Source organism: Marisediminitalea oceani (genome assembly GCF_003731635.1).
Lineage (GTDB): Bacteria > Pseudomonadota > Gammaproteobacteria > Enterobacterales > Alteromonadaceae > Alteromonas > Alteromonas oceani.
The window spans coordinates 71,199-86,593 of record NZ_RCUA01000014.1 but is presented as its reverse complement, the minus strand read 5'-3'; the positions used below and the strand labels follow the sequence as shown (position 1 = coordinate 86,593).

The following is a 15,395-nucleotide window of genomic DNA, read 5'->3' as shown; positions in this document are numbered from 1 at the left end:
TCAAAACAAAGGCCGCTCGCCAAACAGGAATGTCATGAAGAAAACGTCGTTATTACTGCTAATTTCCGGGCTTGTTTCAATCTGTGCGACTGCCAGTGAGACACTGGTAGCGCTGGAAAGTTACCCTGAACCAGGCGCGTCGCGCCCGATGCCAGAATTTAAAGTGGATGCCAGCTGGCCTGATTTACCCGATACCTGGATTATCGGACAAGTGCCCGGCTTGGCGGTGGATAAGGCCGATAACCTGTGGTTACTGCACCGCCCCAACTCGCTGAGTCCGCTGGATTTGGCACTGGAACAAACGCCGCCTACCGGTGTTTGCTGTGAAGCCGCTCCCCATGTGGTGCAAATTTCCCCAACCGGACAAGTGAAAAACAGCTGGGGCGGCGAGTCCATTGCGCCAGAGATTGACGGTGTTAACCAGTGGCCACAAACCGTGCACGGCTTATTTGTCGACGATAACAATACAGTTTGGCTGGGCGGCAACGGCAAGGGCGATCACGTGGTACTTAATTTTACGGCGGAGGGTAGATTCATTCGCCAGTTTGGTAAGCGCAACAGTACAGAGGGTAACCAAAGCAAAGAGTCGCTGGGTAATCCTGCGGATATCTATCACGATACCCATACCAATGAAGTCGTCATCGCCGATGGCTATATTAATAAGCGTATCATTGGTTTTCACACCAACGACAATGCGTTTTCGCAATATTGGGGCGCCTATGCCTCCATCCCCGGTGGCGGCACCCGCGCAGGTGACTTTGATGTATCACAGGCCACCGCGGGTGCTGATAACATCAACACCGATGCACCTAACTTTGGCGATATAGTGCACTGTGTAACAAAGTCAGATAATGGCCTGATTTACGTGTGCGACCGGCGTAATAATCGCCTGCAGGTGTTTAAAAACGATGCCAGCGGTAAAGCTGTTTTCGTGCGGGATTTAGTGATCGCAGGTGACACCATGGGCCTTGGCACTGCCACCGATGTGGCGTTTTCCCCAGACAACAAGTACATGTATGTGGCCGATATGATGAACGGCCGAATCTGGGTACTCTGGCACGACACCTATGAAGTACTTGGCAGCTTTGGCCGCCCCGGCCGTTACCCCGGCCAGTTTACCTGGTTGCACAGCGTGGTGGCCGACAGTAAAGGCAACCTCTACACCTCGGAAGTCTCCACCGGCAGACGGGTGCAGAAACTGGTGCTTATGCCGTAAACCTTTCAACGCAGAGGCAGAGCCAAACTAAGGCTCTGTCTTAGCGTCCTTATCGATTCTCCGCTCAGATTCAAAGAAACACTCTCCTACTTCCCGCAATCAGCTATCCCAGGTTTATGCTATGGTGGTATTTTCGTTTTTACCTATCCATCAGGGATCACACAATGAAGTATCCATGGGCTATTCATTTCCTTGCCTGTATCGCTCTCTTATCAGCCAGTGTCTCGCATGCCGAACAGCTTCGGGCCAGAGACTTAAACATTAAGCCCGGCGTCTTACCCCCGGGTAAGCTCAACGCCATTACAGACGTGGCCGGTGTCAAAGTGGGCCACGTAACCTTGCATCAGGGCAAAGCACAGCACACGGGCGTGACTGCAATCATTCCGGCCAGTGGCAATTTACGCCAGAACAAAGTGCCTGCGGCGGTTTTTGTGGGCAACGGTTACGGCAAAATGGCCGGCATCAGCCAGGTACAGGAACTCGGAGAAATCGAAACCCCCATTGTGCTCACCAATACCCTAAATGTAGCCGAGGGCATTGCAGGCGTGGTGGAGTGGACGCTGAAACAGCCCGGCAACGAGCAGGTGCGCTCGGTGAATGCCGTGGTCGGTGAAACCAACGATGGCTACCTTAATGATATCCGAGCGAGGTTCGTTACCTCACAACGGGTTATTCAGGCCATTGAAAGTGCTGATAGTGGCATTGTCGCAGAGGGCAACGTCGGCGCAGGCGCTGGTACCCGTGCATTTGGTTTTAAAGGCGGTATCGGAACCAGCAGTCGTAAACTGCCAGCAAGTCTGGGCAGCTATACCCTTGGTGTATTGGTACAGAGTAACTTTGGCGGCATTTTGCAAATCGATGGTCAGCCGATAGGTGAAAAACTAGGCCAGTATTATCTGTCAGATACTCTCAACAATGATAGCTCAGCAGACGGTTCGATTATGATAGTGGTTGCCACTGATGCGCCGCTGTCAGACCGTAACCTCTACCGCCTTGCGAAGCGCGCTATGGGCGGCGTAGCCAGAACCGGCGCCAGTCTGACTAACGGCTCCGGCGATTACGTTATCGCGTTCAGTACCGCCGAGGCTCTGCGCCGCAGCGAAAAAGACAGTACTCATCTTGCTCCGTCTTTGTCGAACAACGAAGTATCGCCGTTGTTTCAGGCAGTAATAGAAGCCACCGAAGAGGCTATTTATAACAGTTTACTGATGGCCGAAGATGTGGATGGACATCACGGTAAAACCCAGGCTTTACCCATCGATAAAGTTAAAGCCTTGCTGAGTCAGTAAGCCGCCACAGATTTAAAGCCCCTCACTTCATGTGTACTTTACCGCCTATCATTTTATAGGCGGGCACGCCCCGAATTAGCGTCTCCCTGGCAAATTCCTGACCACAGCCGGGGCAGTGACAAGGTGTTGAAGTGTAGTCTTCAACAATCCTTTCCCTGAAGCACTTTACCAGTGATCCTTTACCGCCTTTTCGATACTTAAAAAGCGGCGCCTTGCATTGTAAACAGGATATCTGGACGGTTTTTACCGGCCCTTTTTTATTTGGTTTTGCCATGAAGTTGTGAGGTGATTAACAGGCTAGTCAGGGTAACAAAGATTTCCAAAGAGATCGCGAGGGGTAACGTTTCTTTCCGTAACAGCCTTGCAGCATGTAAATGTTCTTTTGGCTAAGTAAGCCTGTTCAGGAATGTTCGAGTAGCTGCGGATAAAGGCGCGTCAGCGCGCTTTGGCTTTTTCTTTGGTTCTTGTTATCTCGAGATACTGTCAATGGGCAGATTCAGTAAAAGCGTAGAGGCGTCATGGATGACGACTCCGGCCAGCGAGGGCAGGACGCCCTCTCTGGCCGATAGGTTTTACCTGCCCATTTACAGTATGCTTTTCGCGATTTAAGAACTGGAAGGTTTCCAAAGGGGAGCCACCTCCCCTTTGGGTGCAGTCGGCACCCCGACAAAATGTGGAGATTACTGGGGCTGTAAAATTACCCCGTCATACCGGCCTCCGAGCCGGTATCTCCTTAACACCCTTGTTACCTGTAAATGTTCGTTTGGATGAGTAAGCCTGTTCAGGAGATACCGGATAGATACTGCGTATCTTCCGGTATGACAGACAAAAGAGATCCCGGATAGCGCTTTGCGCTTCCGGGGAGTGAGTTAAAGGACTTTTGGCTGAGCCAGACTTTTCAGGGGATCCCGGATGATTTCTTACGAAATCTCCGGGATGAATGAGCGACTGCGTCGCTCATTCATTTAGCAACAGTGACGCGGCCGTTTACTGTGGAGACTCTTACCCGGCTGTTGCCACTGCCTTCGGTAAAGTCTATCCACTGGCCCGGGCCATACTTGGCCTTGCTGACCTTGCTATTGTTGATTTGATTGCGAATGCTGCCACCTGCGTGGGCTTCGAGTTCAAAGCGGGCTGACACATCACCACTGAAGTTCAATGTAATGCTACCGCCCACGGTATCAACTTCTACATCAGCATTATCCGCCAGACTCATCGATACCCGCGCATCACCGTTTACCGAGGTCATTTCCAGATCGTCCACCTCAACCAGTTCCAGAGATGAATCACCGTTCACGGTTTCCACAGTCACTTCCCGGCTGTTACTTTTCAGGTCAATTTTACCGTTAACACTCACTACCTCGAGTGACTCTGTGCTGCCATGTTCCACTTCAATATCGCCATTCACTGCTTCAACGGTCAGCATGCCGGTAATCCCTTTGAGCTCTATGTCGCCATTAACAGATTCAACATTAACCTTACCGCCTAAATTACGGCCCTCAATATCGCCGTTCACGACTTCAACTGAGGTACCGCCCTGTAGTCCTTCTATCTTCACATTGGCGTTTACCGTTTCATAGGCAAAGCGACTGCCTACCGGTACATATACGGTTAGATTATCCTTCGCTTCGTCTTTATCTTCCCAGCGATAGTGATTATTTTTAACCTCTACATCGATTACCACGGAATTACCGCGTTTTTCGAAGGTAAACTCCTCAGTCAGTTCTCCCAGGGTACCGGTGATTCTTACCTGATTTTTATCCCAGGTCTTAATATCGGCCTTGCCATACACGTGCTCCATTTCCACAAATGGCTTGCTGTCGGTATCCAGCACCCGGTCTATTTTCTCCTGCGCAAAAGCATTTACAGAAAGCAGTACGCCTGCCACTGCTGCGCCCCAACATAATTTTTTTGTAAAACGTCTAGTCGTTAAAGTTTGCATAATTCACCTATTAAATTTGTTGCCATTTGGGCGCGTGCACTCGCTCAATCAGGTCAATCTGTTGTTGATAAACGCTTTGCAGCATTCGCAAAAGCGCCATGTTATTCGGATCGTTTTCCAGTGCAGCCTTAATAGCATCGGCCGCCGACTCAAGTTCAGCCAGCTGCCCCTGCCAGTTATCAGCCACGGCATTCTGGTCCTGGTAGGCCACCAGAAGTGAAGCTTTCTGAGTTTCAAATTGTTTACTCATCTGGGCAACCACCGTTGGATTGGTAGATCCCACCGGTTGCTGCCCACCGCTCATAAACAGCCATACCAGTACTGCCGGTAAAACTAAGCCAGCTGCAGCCGCCAACGGCCACCGCGAACGCGCAGGCTGGGCAGGCGCATCATGAGTAATGGCCAGTTCGATGCCCTGCCATAAATCCCGTGATGGCTTAATATCCTCGGGCAGCTTGTCGAGTTGTTGCTTTAAATTGCCAGGTTGATTATTCACTGCCTTCTCCCAACCATTCCTCTAATAATGTTCTGGCCCGGTGATACTGGGCCTTACTGGTACCGGTTGCCATATTGAGCATGCGACCAATTTCCTCATGCCGATAACCTTCTACTGCGTGCAGCACAAATACCAGCCGCGCCCGCTCCGGCAACCTCACAATACATTTGTCCAGTTGCGTGAGATCGGTTGCCGGTTCAGCCAGCAACTGCTGATCCGTTTCCATCTCCATGGAAAACATTCTTTTTAACCAACCTTTTTGCTTGCGCAAATAGCTAATGGTGATGTTGGCTGTCACGCTGTGTAGCCAGGTGGCAAACTGGCTCTTTCCGGAAAAATTGCCTAACTTCTGCCATACCTGAACAAACACTTCCTGGGTGGCATCTTCTGCCATCGCTGCATCGCCGGTTAAGCGGTAGCTCAACGCGTACACCTTGCCTACAAACCGGTCGTACAATTGCCGATAGGCAACCATATCGCCCTGCTGTGCAGCTTCTATTTGCTGCTGCAGTTGATGTTGGGTAAATGCTGCTTCGGCATTTACTACATTTCCCTGTTCTACCGTCATACTGAGTGTGTCTGCTTACTTATCTTTAGTGTTGTCAAAAGCTTTGTCGTCCGGTTGTGCTGAAAGGTTTAAATGGCAAAAATAAATTTCAGCATTTTTTTGCACGAAACGGTTTTGCTGGCTGAAGTATTACTATCAATTTCGCTATACTGGTTGGCGCCGGGATACTCCCCCCAGCCGTTAAAGAGGAACGATTATGCAAGTAGCCGCGTTATATGCCGGAAAACCCGCCCCGCTCGGGCCCAGAAAAGCGCTATCAGCCATCTGTAAACAGCCGGCCTATTTTCTTACCGTTCATCAGGACAGAACCAACGAAGACACCCAGGCCAATAAACGCTTGCATGGCGGCCCGGAAAAAGTGCTTCATCAGTACAGTCTCGCAGGTTACGAGTTAATAAAGCAACATTATCCGGCTCTTGCTGAGCAAGCTATAGCCGGCAGTATTGGTGAAAATATCACCGTCGAAGGCATGACCGATGAAAATGTTATGATTGGTGATGTCTACACCTTTGGTGAAGTGGTTGTGCAAGTGGGTGCCCCCCGCGCGCCGTGTAATAAAATTAACCAGCGATTTAATACTCCTAATCTCGACCGTTTTACCGGCAATCATGGCATTACCGGCTGGTATTACCGGGTACTGCAAACCGGCATTATCCATACCGGCGATAGCGTTTCTCTTGAAAGCAGGCCGGCGCAAACTGTTAGCGTTGGCGAGCTGATGCGCAGCGTTTACAACCCCGACAATTTTGCCAAAGCCAGCGATTACGTTGGCCTTGAGGTGCTGGATGATGAGTGGCGGGGCAAGTGTGAAAAAGCCATGGCTAAAGCAGGGCGCTGATCCCCAAGCCCTGCTACGCAAATCGGCAGCGGTATTCTGTTACGGCACATTGCTGCTGCCGCGCTATCAGCGCCGCTTATTTGGCCGCAAGTTCACCGCCTCACCTGCGGTTTTACGCGGTTGGCGCTTGCGCATGGGCTACGACGGCTATCGGTTTATCCAGCCTTCGCCGCACCAAAGCGTACGCGGCTCACTCCTCTGGTTAACACCTGAACAACTGGAAGCGGCTGACAACTGGGAGGACGTCCCCTACTACCAACGGGAAAGCGTTTGTCTGCGTTCACGCAATAAAGCCATCAAGGTCTGGATTTACACCCGCCGGCAAGGTAAGGGCCGCCCCTGTCCGGTACAACTCTATACAACCCATACCAGTGCCCCTCTGGTGATTCGCTCATACAGCCATCGCTTTCACGCTTAGCCCCGCCAAGCTGTACATTAATTAACCACAAAGGTGGCAAATCACCTGATTTATGTGTTTAATTATTAACCACTACGTAGCAGAGCCGGAGGCAACATGGATGTAGAAACAATGATCGACGAAATCCTGGTTAAGGAGGGCGGCTATGTTAACCATCCTGCAGACCGTGGCGGCCCCACTAATTTTGGCATTACCCAAAAGACCCTCTCGCGCTACCTCGAAGTGGCTGTAACGGCTGAAATGGTAAAAGCCCTGGATGTGGAAACCGCCAGAGATATTTACGAACTCAATTATTACCGTATCCCTCGCATCGACAAATTACCGCCGCCAATTCAGCCTTTCCTGTTCGACAGTGCGGTAAATCACGGGCCTCGGCGAGCCATCAAATTTTTGCAGGAAGTCTGTAATGACGCAGGCTATGGCCCGTTAGTGGTAGATGGCCTGATGGGGCCTAAAAGTAAAGCCCAGGCATACGCGTGTTTACAGGAACTGGGCGACTGGATGATTGCAGCACTGGTTGAAGAGCGCCAGATGTTCTACGCCGATATTGTCACCAATGACGCCAGTCAGAATGCCTTTCTGAAAGGCTGGCTGGCCAGAGCCAGAAGCTTCTTACCTGATTACCGTGTGGCATAAGGCAGAACCGTTATGAGTAAACTCTTTGAAAACCCCATCTCGGCGATTACTGATTCCGTATCCAAAGGTGTAGAAACCGTCGCAGGCGTATTTACCTCCAACAAAGAAAAAGACGCCCAGCGTTCTGCCGATGAACAAATGGCGCTGTTAAAAACCTATCAGGCCGAGTTTAACGCTCGTCAGAACCGTACCTGGGCTGACTCACTGGCCGATGCATTTAACCGCCTTATCCGGCCCATGATAGTATCCCTGATCCTGTTCATTTTTGTAATCGCTTATTTTTCGCCATCCCATCTTGCCGAGATTACCCTGGCATTAAGTTCGATTCCCGACGGCTACTGGACCTTACTAAGCGTGATTATTGCCTTTTACTTCGGTGGCAGAATGCAGCTAAAAAGCCAGCAGTTTAGGTTTAGTGAGACCCAGGCCCAGGCAGTTAAGGCGCTGATAGAAACCAAAGCAGAATTCAGAAAGCTGGAAATGAATAACGATGAGCCCGACAAAGTGTTTGGCGATACCCTGGCGAAAGAGTCCGACTTTGATACCTCCCGGGCTAATCAGGTTAATCCTGTGGTGGAGGCAGCGCTGATCCACGTTAAGGAAGACGGCGCACCCAACGCAGAAGATAACCAAAGCAGAAAGGCGTTACAGGCGAAGATTACCGAGATGCAACAGGAAGATGAACAGCAGGTAATATCACGGCGCCGCTTTGGCCCGCGTAAACTGGGGCGTCGCTAGAAAGTATTATTTTAGACATAAAAAAACCGCGCCGGAGCGCGGTTTTTTTAAATCACTTAGCGCTTACGCCTGAGCGATGATAACTACTTTAGCAGTTGCCATTACGTCAGAGTGTAATTGCAGGTCGATGTCGTACTCGCCAGTTTCACGCAGTGTACCAGTAGGCAGTTTAACTTCTGCTTTAGCTACTTCTACGCCAGCTGCAGTAATCGCATCAGCGATATCCTGAGTACCAACAGAACCGAACAGTTTGCCTTCATCACCAGCTGGTGCAGCAATAGTTACTTCGCCCAGCTCAGCAACTTTGTCGGCACGCGCCTGAGCAGCAGCCAGCTGTTCAGCGATTTTCGCTTCCAGCTCTGCGCGACGCGCTTCAAATTTTTCAACGTTTGCTTTGGTTGCTGGAACTGCTTTACCTTGTGGGAAAAGGAAGTTACGTGCAAAACCAGATTTAACTGTGACAGTGTCACCCAGACCGCCTAAGTTGGCGATTTTATCCAGTAGAATGATTTCCATCGATGCTACCCCTTATTCTTCGCCAGATTACTTATGAGAGTCAGTGTACGGAAGCAGTGCAAGAAAACGTGCACGCTTGATAGCACTAGACAGTTGGCGCTGGTATTTAGCGCTGGTGCCGGTAATACGGCTAGGTACAATTTTACCGCTTTCTGTTACGTAGTTTTTCAACGTAGCGATATCTTTGTAATCAATCTCAACAACACCTTCTGCAGAGAAACGGCAGAATTTACGACGTCTGAAAAAACGAGCCATGATTAATTCTCCTTATTCTTCGCTTGATGCTGCAGGTTTTTCTGCGCGCTCGCCACGAGGTGCAGAATCTTCACGACGTTCGCGACGCTCTTCCTTCATCATAGGAGAAGCTTCAGTTACCGCACCTTTGGTACGCATAACCATGTTACGCAGGATAACATCGTTGAAACGGAAAGCAGTTTCCAGTTCAGCAACAGCTTCAGCAGTCGCTTCAGCGTTGATCAGAACGTAGTGTGCTTTATGCAGTTTTTCGATTGGGTAAGCCAGTTGACGACGGCCCCAGTCTTCCAAGCGATGGATTTGTCCGCCATCTGCTTTCAGGATTGTGGTATAACGCTCGATCATACCTGGTACTTGTTCACTCTGGTCAGGGTGAACCATAAAAACGATTTCGTAATGACGCATTAAAACGCTCCTTACGGTTGTAGCCTCGCGCAGTACAGCCATCTGCATGGAGACAAGGAACTTAATTTGGGTGGCTGTAAGGGCGCGCATTATATAGAGCTTCTTATGACTGCACAAGCTTTATTCAACGAATATCGTTTGTTTGAGTAATCCTCCGTAACCATTGCCTGTTAATCCTAATTTGCCATTTCCGGGTAGAAAACACTTAGTGTTATCCCCACTCCCATTATGAACTATGAATTTTTCTACCAAGGAGGTGTTATGAGTCGGGTATTTTTTATTGGTGCTACCGGCGGTGTTGGTCACCGTCTTCTTCCGCAACTGATTGCCCAGGGGCATGAGGTAACAGCACTACACCGCAAGCCTGAACAGGCCGATTCGCTAAAACAGCAAGGTGCGAAACCGGTTGAAGGCGATATGATGAGCCTTACCCGCGACGACTATAAAGCGCCGCTACAAGACCAGGAGATTATTGTTTTCTCCGCTGGCGCTGCCGGCAGCGGTAAGGACCGCACCAGCAAAATAGACGGCGACACCCCGGCACTACTGACGGAATTAGCCGAGGAGCTGGGTATCCAACGTTTTTATTTAGTTTCAGCCTTTCCGGAGGCGGGGCGTACTAAAGGACTCGGCGAAGGGTTTGAACATTATATGCAGGTGAAGAAAGCGGCCGATGCCCGCCTAGTAAAATCATCACTGGACTGGGTCATTCTGCGCCCGGGCACGCTGCTCGATGAAGATGCTGATGATAAGGTAAGTGTCGACTATGCCCTCACCTATGGTTCAGTAAAACGAGGCAATGTGGCCAATACCCTGGCAGCACTCATTGCTAAGCCCACCATCCGCCGGCAAATTATCGAGCTTACCGATGGTAATGAGCCCTTAAGCGAAGCAATAGAGCGCCTGATTACTACCGCTTAGCCTTACTCAAGGTCTGTAGTGACTCCGCCTTTGAGTAAAGAGAGGTTTTTCAGCAATAAAGGGATGAGGCCCAGAGCGGCAGTTGCCACGCTTAATAGTGTATTCAGGGAGCTGCCGCTGGAATAAACAAAGATCACCAGCAATACCAGCAACAATGCAAAGACGGGGATGCGTAATACGCTCCAGGCGCCACTATTTGCGTTATCGAGCCAATGGCCAATAACCGCTTCATTCTCGGCTGTTAGTATAAATTGCCGGAAACTTTCGTTAACAATGTGCCAGCCTTTATCACGAAACAGGTATCCCCGCCGCACCAGCCGCTCAATAATTACGGCATTGGCGGGGTTAATACTGGCACCATTCGCCAGCTTCCATAAGATAAGCTTTTCCTGGCGGGTACACTCTTCCCACTTGCGCCGGTAAAGAGCGCCGGCATGTTCCAGCATAAACTCGATTACCTGTTCTGGCACCCAGTAATCGCCTCTCTGCGCCTCGTTGCTGTCATCGCCCGCCATCTCTTTAAAGCAGGTGGTTTGCTGCTCCAGCGCAGTAGCTAAATGATGAATTTCCGGCCAGGCCTGACATTCAGACGTAATAAGTAAATTCACATCAAAAGGGTTACTCAGGCGCTGCTTTTGGACGGGAGACCAGGCATAGCGCTTGGTCATTTCTGAAAACAGCTTACTCCAGCCACTTTTTTCATCGCTTGAAAGGGTATTAGCAGACTCTTCATTTTCATACGCGCCAGGATTTAGTAAACGATAAAGAGGCGCAGTTTCCGATACTATCAACAGAGTTACGCCTGTTTGATTATGCAGCGCATACAAAAAAACCAACGCCTGCTGGCGTAAGGCATCGTCGCCACTGACCTGCTCTATCGCTGATATGGCCACTACCAGCTGCCGGGGTGATACGCTGTTTACGGCCTGCTCAACTTCAGCCAGTAAATAATCTCCGCCATCACTACCTCTCAGGCATTCAGGCAGACGGAATACCCGGTTCTGAAACAGGTTGTCAGTTTGTTGGTTGAGGGCTTTTTCAGCCTGAAGCCGCGTCGCATTCAGAATCAGATACGACTGGCCTTTTGGTTGCGTTTCCCCTCCAACAATATCCGGGAAACACGCTGTAGTGCCTGTTAGCTCAGAGCAGTCCGGCTGCACCCGGTACTGATCCTGTAAATGCTCTCCCATCAGACGCTGGACGAGTAGTTGCCTCACCGCCAGATAAATCCCAAAGGGCAAACCTAAGAACATGATGAGCGCTATTAACGGCCCACTCCCCTCTCTGACAGCAGCCAGCATAAGCAGATCGGCGCGATAGCCTAAATCGTTACCATGCATCGCTGCGCTGGTACCGGTAAGATCTTGTTTCGCCGCAAAGGTTAAATGGCTGACAAACTCGGTCTGGCTCGGCGTAATACTGAACATCTGATTAAAGAAACTATCCGGTCTTGCGGGTGCACTGTCAGGAGAACGGTTTATCAACACCCATTTGTTACACAGTAAATCACAATTGGCGGTGGAAGAGGTTTGTATGGCATCAGGATAAAAACTACTGGTTAACTCCGGTAACCGATATCCGGCTGCCATAGCACAGGGAAACGAGGTGTCTGATGGGGCGCAGGGCCGGGCGTTTAAGAAACTCAGATAATCCTCATAACCAAACTGGTTGGTCAGCATGCTCTGCCTGATATGACTGGCTTCAAAACTCGCCTGACGTTGCAGTAAATAGTCATGGGCCGTAAAGGCAACTAACGATGATGGCACTACGGCGGCCAGATAAAATAAACCACTCAGATACCATACGTAACCTGACGTATAACGGCGCTGCTCTGCTGGCTTGCTATTACGCGGATGTCGGTCCGCTATCGGTTGCCTGCCCCATATTCGAAACGCTTCTACCGCAGCGGCAATGATGACTAACCCTGTCACCGCAAATAACTGATTCACCGCAAGCAGTTCGCGCTGTACTCCCGACTGATTAATGACATCAATCATGAATAACAACGCGGTAATCAGCACAAAGCCGGTAATCGGGCGTTTCCACAAACTATAGTGAGCCGCATTTACCCGAAACCTGTTCGCCAGAAACACACCAATGAGTGCGCAACAGCCGGCCCACATCACCATACGACTGGTAAACGGCAGAATCACTCCGGTCTGATACTGAATGCCAAGCCCGGTAGCAAACAAAATAAGCGCATAGGTTTTATAACGCGTGACATGTGCAGTATCGAAGTAGCCCACTTCCTGCCAGAAACGTTGCAATATGCCATAACGCAGTACAATAAATGCCGGGATCACTACCAGCATAAATAGCAGGACCGCCAGAAAAACCAGGATCATGTTATTGGTTTGCAATGCTTCCGGGTTAAAAAACACAGCCAGTCGCCAGGGCACGCTGTTCACCGCTGCTGCGCCGGAGCCATTAGCTTTCATCGGGCCAATAAGCACCGTATGCGGGCTGCCTTTATAGTCCAGCTCTATTAACGTAGGTGAAAGCAACTGATTGTGCTCAGAGGCGACTAACAGCTCCGGGTTACGGTTGGTTTCGGTGAAGAAGTTTTCAATCAGGCTGAGTGAGTCATCACTGTGAAACAACACGTTGCCGTCTTCATCTATCACTGCAAAGCCAAAGTTATTAGGCATAACCCGATCAACCAGACTACCCAACCGGGTGCCGGCTATAATTAACTTTGGCTCAGCATTAGCACTTTGCTGGAGTGGCTTCTGGAAACCTTTTTTCTGGTAACTAGAGAAAGTCTGGGCCAGCCGGAACTGGCTGTACGCTTCTACACTATAAGGCGCCGGTTCATCATCAAACCTACCTGCTGCAAACGGGATCGACAACATGGCATTTTTACGGCCATCTTCAATATTAAACACCCTCTGGATAAAAAACTGCGACATCCTGCCATCCTCTGAGTGGGACAACTGCCAGAACTGACCAGCCAAACCGGCTTTCACATAGTTTCGCCTGGCCAGGTTGATGGTTTGCTCGAAAACCAGATGCTCCGAGCTATACAGCACTGGATAATCGGTACTCACCGTGCCAGTTGCATCGATTACCGCCACCGTTTCAACAATTCGCTTGTGCGCCAGTGCGCCTGGTGAGAGATGACTCTCAGCAGTCAGGGTTCCCTCACATATTTGATTGTCATACACGTCAGTCTCGCCACTGGCGGAGCGATGACGTTTACACTTTTCATCAGTCGCCTGTTCCACAATGTCGAGCACAGTGCTCACTTCTTCCACAAAGTCATGGCTGATTTCGCGATGCATCAAATGCAGCTGCTGAGCTTTTACCTCTTCAAAATAATTAAAAAACAACTCCTGAATTAAACCGATGGTGACAATCCCAATGGCTATGGTCATTCCGAGCATTATCTGGCTTTTGTCGCCTCTGGCGATGGCATGAGTGGTACTGATATAGCGCAGTTTAATCAGCGGAGTAATGGCAATTAAAAACAGCAGGCCTAAAATCAGCCACATGAGCAGCGTGGGAGACAGCTTCAGTTTTTGTTGGTTGATGGCGCTTTTTTCTATCACCCCAACCAGATACAGCTCCTGCCCTGCTGCTGTTAAGGCGGTTTCCATTACCGGGTGCACGTACACTCTGAAGTCGATATCGCTCACCTGAGTATCGATAAAATTTGTTCCCTCAATCACGGTAGTGGGCGGGGCAGCCTCGGCTGTAGATGACTGTACGGGTGGATGTAAATGGGTAATGCGCTTGATCAGCAGCTCGGTTTCATCACTTAACTGCGATGCATGATTCACCACTGATAGCACCTTGCCATGTTCATCAACCAGAGCAACTGTCTGGAAGCGGGCGACCCGCTGGCCCAGAGAATCACTGACTTTACCCGACAAATGAAGTTTAAAATAAGCGCTCTTATTATCCGGGGCTTCACAGGCTTTATAACTAATAAAATTTGCCTGGTCGAAAGGCTCAAACAAAAGCGTATAGGAAGATGACGGCGGTGAGGGAATCGTGGCTTTTTCCTCCACCCGAATGGCGGCCAGGTCGTCTGACACCGAGAGTTTTTCGATGGCGGTTTTCAACACATCCTGGTTAACAGCACACTGTTGCTGGTCATTGTCATCGGCAAGAATATACTGAGACGTGACTTTCACCTTGTCGAAACTGCGGTGTAGCGTGCCTTCTATCTGCTTGAGTTCGCGAAATAGCAACGTGTTGAGGGTATCCTCGTTGCTATCCATTTTAAAATAATAAATAACGCCTGAAATGATTGTGCCCAGGGCCAGCACCAGCGCTATAAACAGAAGCTTGGAAAGGTTGCGTTTGAATGGCGTCATAAGCGTCCGGCTTATATAACGTTACACCCAATCGCTAGCGAACTGCAGTAACCATCAAACGTTATAATTTAGCTATATTGATTGTATATTATTTAGCCAGAGCATAGCGCCGGCAGCATTTTTGATCAACCAGAACTGTATAATTAACCAGCGCCATCAGGCACTGGCTAGTCCCAGTTTCACGGCAAAATACACAAACAGACCGCCAGCCGCCTTATTTAACCAGAAGCTTAAGCGGCCAACACCGAACAGGCGCTTACGGAGCCATACGGTACCGATAACCAATAGCAAACACCAGGACGTCCCGGTCAGCGTAAATATGCCGCCAAGGGCCAGGAACATTGTGGTTTTATCAGCAACTTCGGCCGGTATAAATTGTGGTACGAAAGCCAGAAAGAACAGCGCAACCTTGGGGTTTAATACATTCGTTAAAAAGCCACCGGCAAAAATTCGCTGCAAACTGGCGGTGCGAGGTAACTCCACTTCTTGTTCTGCCTGTAGCTCTCCCTCTGTCTCAGTGCTGCCCTGCTGTGGCCGTTTTGCCATTAGCATAGAAAAGCCGAGGTATAACAGGTAAGCGCACCCGGCTACCTTAATAACCGTAAATGCCCAGGCGGAAGTGGCCAGCAAAGCACTGAGTCCCAGCGCTGCTGCCACAATATGTACGCTGACACCCGACATAATGCCAAGTAAGGCTACTACCCCGGCGCGAGCGCCCTGAGTAGCACTGCGGGCAATGATGTATAACGAATCCGGCCCGGGCAGAATGTTTAATAGCAGGCAGGCAAAGATAAACGGGATAACATTGATAACGTCAAACATGATGTACTCTGGCCTA

16 protein-coding genes are annotated in these 15,395 nt (G+C 50.0%); 7 read left to right on the top strand and 9 right to left on the bottom strand.

Annotated features, from left to right (window positions below):
* Nucleotides 1-34 precede the first annotated feature (34 nt).
* Together D9T21_RS04585 and D9T21_RS04580 are read left to right on the top strand one after the other, a co-directional pair.
* A complete protein-coding gene (locus D9T21_RS04585; RefSeq protein ID WP_123323933.1) occupies nt 35-1,216 on the top strand; it encodes an NHL repeat-containing protein in 1,182 nt (393 codons plus the stop codon).
* 164 nt (nt 1,217-1,380) lie between these two features.
* Complete coding sequence (locus tag D9T21_RS04580) at nt 1,381-2,505, top strand: DmpA family aminopeptidase (protein ID WP_123323932.1); 1,125 nt, start codon at nt 1,381-1,383, stop codon at nt 2,503-2,505.
* Nucleotides 2,506-2,527: 22 nt separating this feature from the next.
* Here the strand turns inward: D9T21_RS04580 and D9T21_RS22915 are convergent, their stop codons facing one another.
* From D9T21_RS22915 to D9T21_RS04560, 4 genes are all read right to left on the bottom strand, one after another.
* Complete coding sequence (locus D9T21_RS22915) at nt 2,528-2,779, bottom strand: hypothetical protein (protein ID WP_123323931.1); 252 nt, start codon at nt 2,777-2,779, stop codon at nt 2,528-2,530.
* 687 nt (nt 2,780-3,466) lie between these two features.
* The gene (locus D9T21_RS04570) at nt 3,467-4,393 is read right to left on the bottom strand and encodes a DUF4097 family beta strand repeat-containing protein (protein WP_164464573.1); all 927 of its coding nucleotides are present in this window, start codon (nt 4,391-4,393) and stop codon (nt 3,467-3,469) included.
* A gap of 64 nt (nt 4,394-4,457) precedes the next feature.
* Nucleotides 4,458-4,943, bottom strand: a complete 486-nt coding sequence (locus tag D9T21_RS04565) for a hypothetical protein (RefSeq protein ID WP_123323929.1) — start codon at nt 4,941-4,943, stop codon at nt 4,458-4,460.
* A complete protein-coding gene (locus D9T21_RS04560) occupies nt 4,936-5,511 on the bottom strand; it encodes an RNA polymerase sigma factor (protein ID WP_123323928.1) in 576 nt (191 codons plus the stop codon). Before D9T21_RS04560 ends, D9T21_RS04565 begins: the two co-directional genes overlap by 8 nt.
* A 196-nt stretch (nt 5,512-5,707) precedes the next feature.
* Between D9T21_RS04560 and D9T21_RS04555 the strand changes: the two genes are divergently transcribed.
* From D9T21_RS04555 to D9T21_RS04540, 4 genes are all read left to right on the top strand, one after another.
* Nucleotides 5,708-6,349, top strand: coding sequence for an MOSC domain-containing protein (locus D9T21_RS04555; RefSeq protein ID WP_123323927.1), 642 nt, complete (start codon nt 5,708-5,710; stop codon nt 6,347-6,349).
* Nucleotides 6,318-6,767 carry a gamma-glutamylcyclotransferase family protein gene (locus D9T21_RS04550; RefSeq protein WP_164464572.1) on the top strand — a complete coding sequence of 150 codons (450 nt, stop codon included), beginning with the start codon at nt 6,318-6,320 and terminating at the stop codon, nt 6,765-6,767. Before D9T21_RS04555 ends, D9T21_RS04550 begins: the two co-directional genes overlap by 32 nt.
* A 96-nt stretch (nt 6,768-6,863) precedes the next feature.
* Complete coding sequence (locus D9T21_RS04545; protein WP_123323925.1) at nt 6,864-7,403, top strand: glycoside hydrolase family 108 protein; 540 nt, start codon at nt 6,864-6,866, stop codon at nt 7,401-7,403.
* Between the two features lie 12 nt (nt 7,404-7,415).
* Nucleotides 7,416-8,141 (top strand): 3TM-type holin, encoded by a 726-nt coding sequence (locus D9T21_RS04540; protein ID WP_123323924.1) that lies wholly within the window; start codon nt 7,416-7,418, stop codon nt 8,139-8,141.
* A gap of 63 nt (nt 8,142-8,204) precedes the next feature.
* Here the strand turns inward: D9T21_RS04540 and rplI are convergent, their stop codons facing one another.
* The 3 genes from rplI to rpsF are packed head-to-tail and all read right to left on the bottom strand — an operon-like array spanning nt 8,205 to nt 9,317.
* Nucleotides 8,205-8,657 carry a 50S ribosomal protein L9 gene (gene rplI / locus D9T21_RS04535; protein ID WP_123323923.1) on the bottom strand — a complete coding sequence of 151 codons (453 nt, stop codon included), beginning with the start codon at nt 8,655-8,657 and terminating at the stop codon, nt 8,205-8,207.
* A gap of 27 nt (nt 8,658-8,684) precedes the next feature.
* Nucleotides 8,685-8,912: a 30S ribosomal protein S18 gene (rpsR, locus tag D9T21_RS04530; RefSeq protein WP_070178620.1), complete on the bottom strand. Its 228-nt coding sequence runs from the start codon at nt 8,910-8,912 to the stop codon at nt 8,685-8,687.
* Between the two features lie 12 nt (nt 8,913-8,924).
* Nucleotides 8,925-9,317 carry a 30S ribosomal protein S6 gene (rpsF, locus tag D9T21_RS04525; RefSeq protein ID WP_123323922.1) on the bottom strand — a complete coding sequence of 131 codons (393 nt, stop codon included), beginning with the start codon at nt 9,315-9,317 and terminating at the stop codon, nt 8,925-8,927.
* A gap of 261 nt (nt 9,318-9,578) precedes the next feature.
* Between rpsF and D9T21_RS04520 the strand changes: the two genes are divergently transcribed.
* Nucleotides 9,579-10,238 carry an NAD(P)H-binding protein gene (locus D9T21_RS04520; RefSeq protein WP_123323921.1) on the top strand — a complete coding sequence of 220 codons (660 nt, stop codon included), beginning with the start codon at nt 9,579-9,581 and terminating at the stop codon, nt 10,236-10,238.
* Nucleotides 10,239-10,240: 2 nt separating this feature from the next.
* Here the strand turns inward: D9T21_RS04520 and D9T21_RS04515 are convergent, their stop codons facing one another.
* Together D9T21_RS04515 and D9T21_RS04510 are read right to left on the bottom strand one after the other, a co-directional pair.
* Nucleotides 10,241-14,557 (bottom strand): hypothetical protein, encoded by a 4,317-nt coding sequence (locus D9T21_RS04515; protein ID WP_123323920.1) that lies wholly within the window; start codon nt 14,555-14,557, stop codon nt 10,241-10,243.
* Nucleotides 14,558-14,713: 156 nt separating this feature from the next.
* Nucleotides 14,714-15,379 carry a LysE family translocator gene (locus D9T21_RS04510; RefSeq protein ID WP_123323919.1) on the bottom strand — a complete coding sequence of 222 codons (666 nt, stop codon included), beginning with the start codon at nt 15,377-15,379 and terminating at the stop codon, nt 14,714-14,716.
* Nucleotides 15,380-15,395: the final 16 nt, after the last annotated feature.

Bases quoted from the DNA above. Each gene is read 5' to 3' on its own strand.
- D9T21_RS04585 (WP_123323933.1), top strand. From the start codon at position 35: ATGAAGAAAACGTCGTTATTACTGCTAATTTCCGGGCTTGTTTCAATC.
- D9T21_RS04580 (WP_123323932.1), top strand. From the start codon at position 1,381: ATGAAGTATCCATGGGCTATTCATTTCCTTGCCTGTATCGCTCTCTTA.
- D9T21_RS22915 (WP_123323931.1), bottom strand. From the start codon at position 2,779: ATGGCAAAACCAAATAAAAAAGGGCCGGTAAAAACCGTCCAGATATCC.
- D9T21_RS04560 (WP_123323928.1), bottom strand. From the start codon at position 5,511: ATGACGGTAGAACAGGGAAATGTAGTAAATGCCGAAGCAGCATTTACC.
- D9T21_RS04555 (WP_123323927.1), top strand. From the start codon at position 5,708: ATGCAAGTAGCCGCGTTATATGCCGGAAAACCCGCCCCGCTCGGGCCC.
- D9T21_RS04545 (WP_123323925.1), top strand. From the start codon at position 6,864: ATGGATGTAGAAACAATGATCGACGAAATCCTGGTTAAGGAGGGCGGC.
- D9T21_RS04540 (WP_123323924.1), top strand. From the start codon at position 7,416: ATGAGTAAACTCTTTGAAAACCCCATCTCGGCGATTACTGATTCCGTA.
- rplI (WP_123323923.1), bottom strand. From the start codon at position 8,657: ATGGAAATCATTCTACTGGATAAAATCGCCAACTTAGGCGGTCTGGGT.
- rpsR (WP_070178620.1), bottom strand. From the start codon at position 8,912: ATGGCTCGTTTTTTCAGACGTCGTAAATTCTGCCGTTTCTCTGCAGAA.
- rpsF (WP_123323922.1), bottom strand. From the start codon at position 9,317: ATGCGTCATTACGAAATCGTTTTTATGGTTCACCCTGACCAGAGTGAA.
- D9T21_RS04520 (WP_123323921.1), top strand. From the start codon at position 9,579: ATGAGTCGGGTATTTTTTATTGGTGCTACCGGCGGTGTTGGTCACCGT.
- D9T21_RS04515 (WP_123323920.1), bottom strand. From the start codon at position 14,557: ATGACGCCATTCAAACGCAACCTTTCCAAGCTTCTGTTTATAGCGCTG.
- D9T21_RS04510 (WP_123323919.1), bottom strand. From the start codon at position 15,379: ATGTTTGACGTTATCAATGTTATCCCGTTTATCTTTGCCTGCCTGCTA.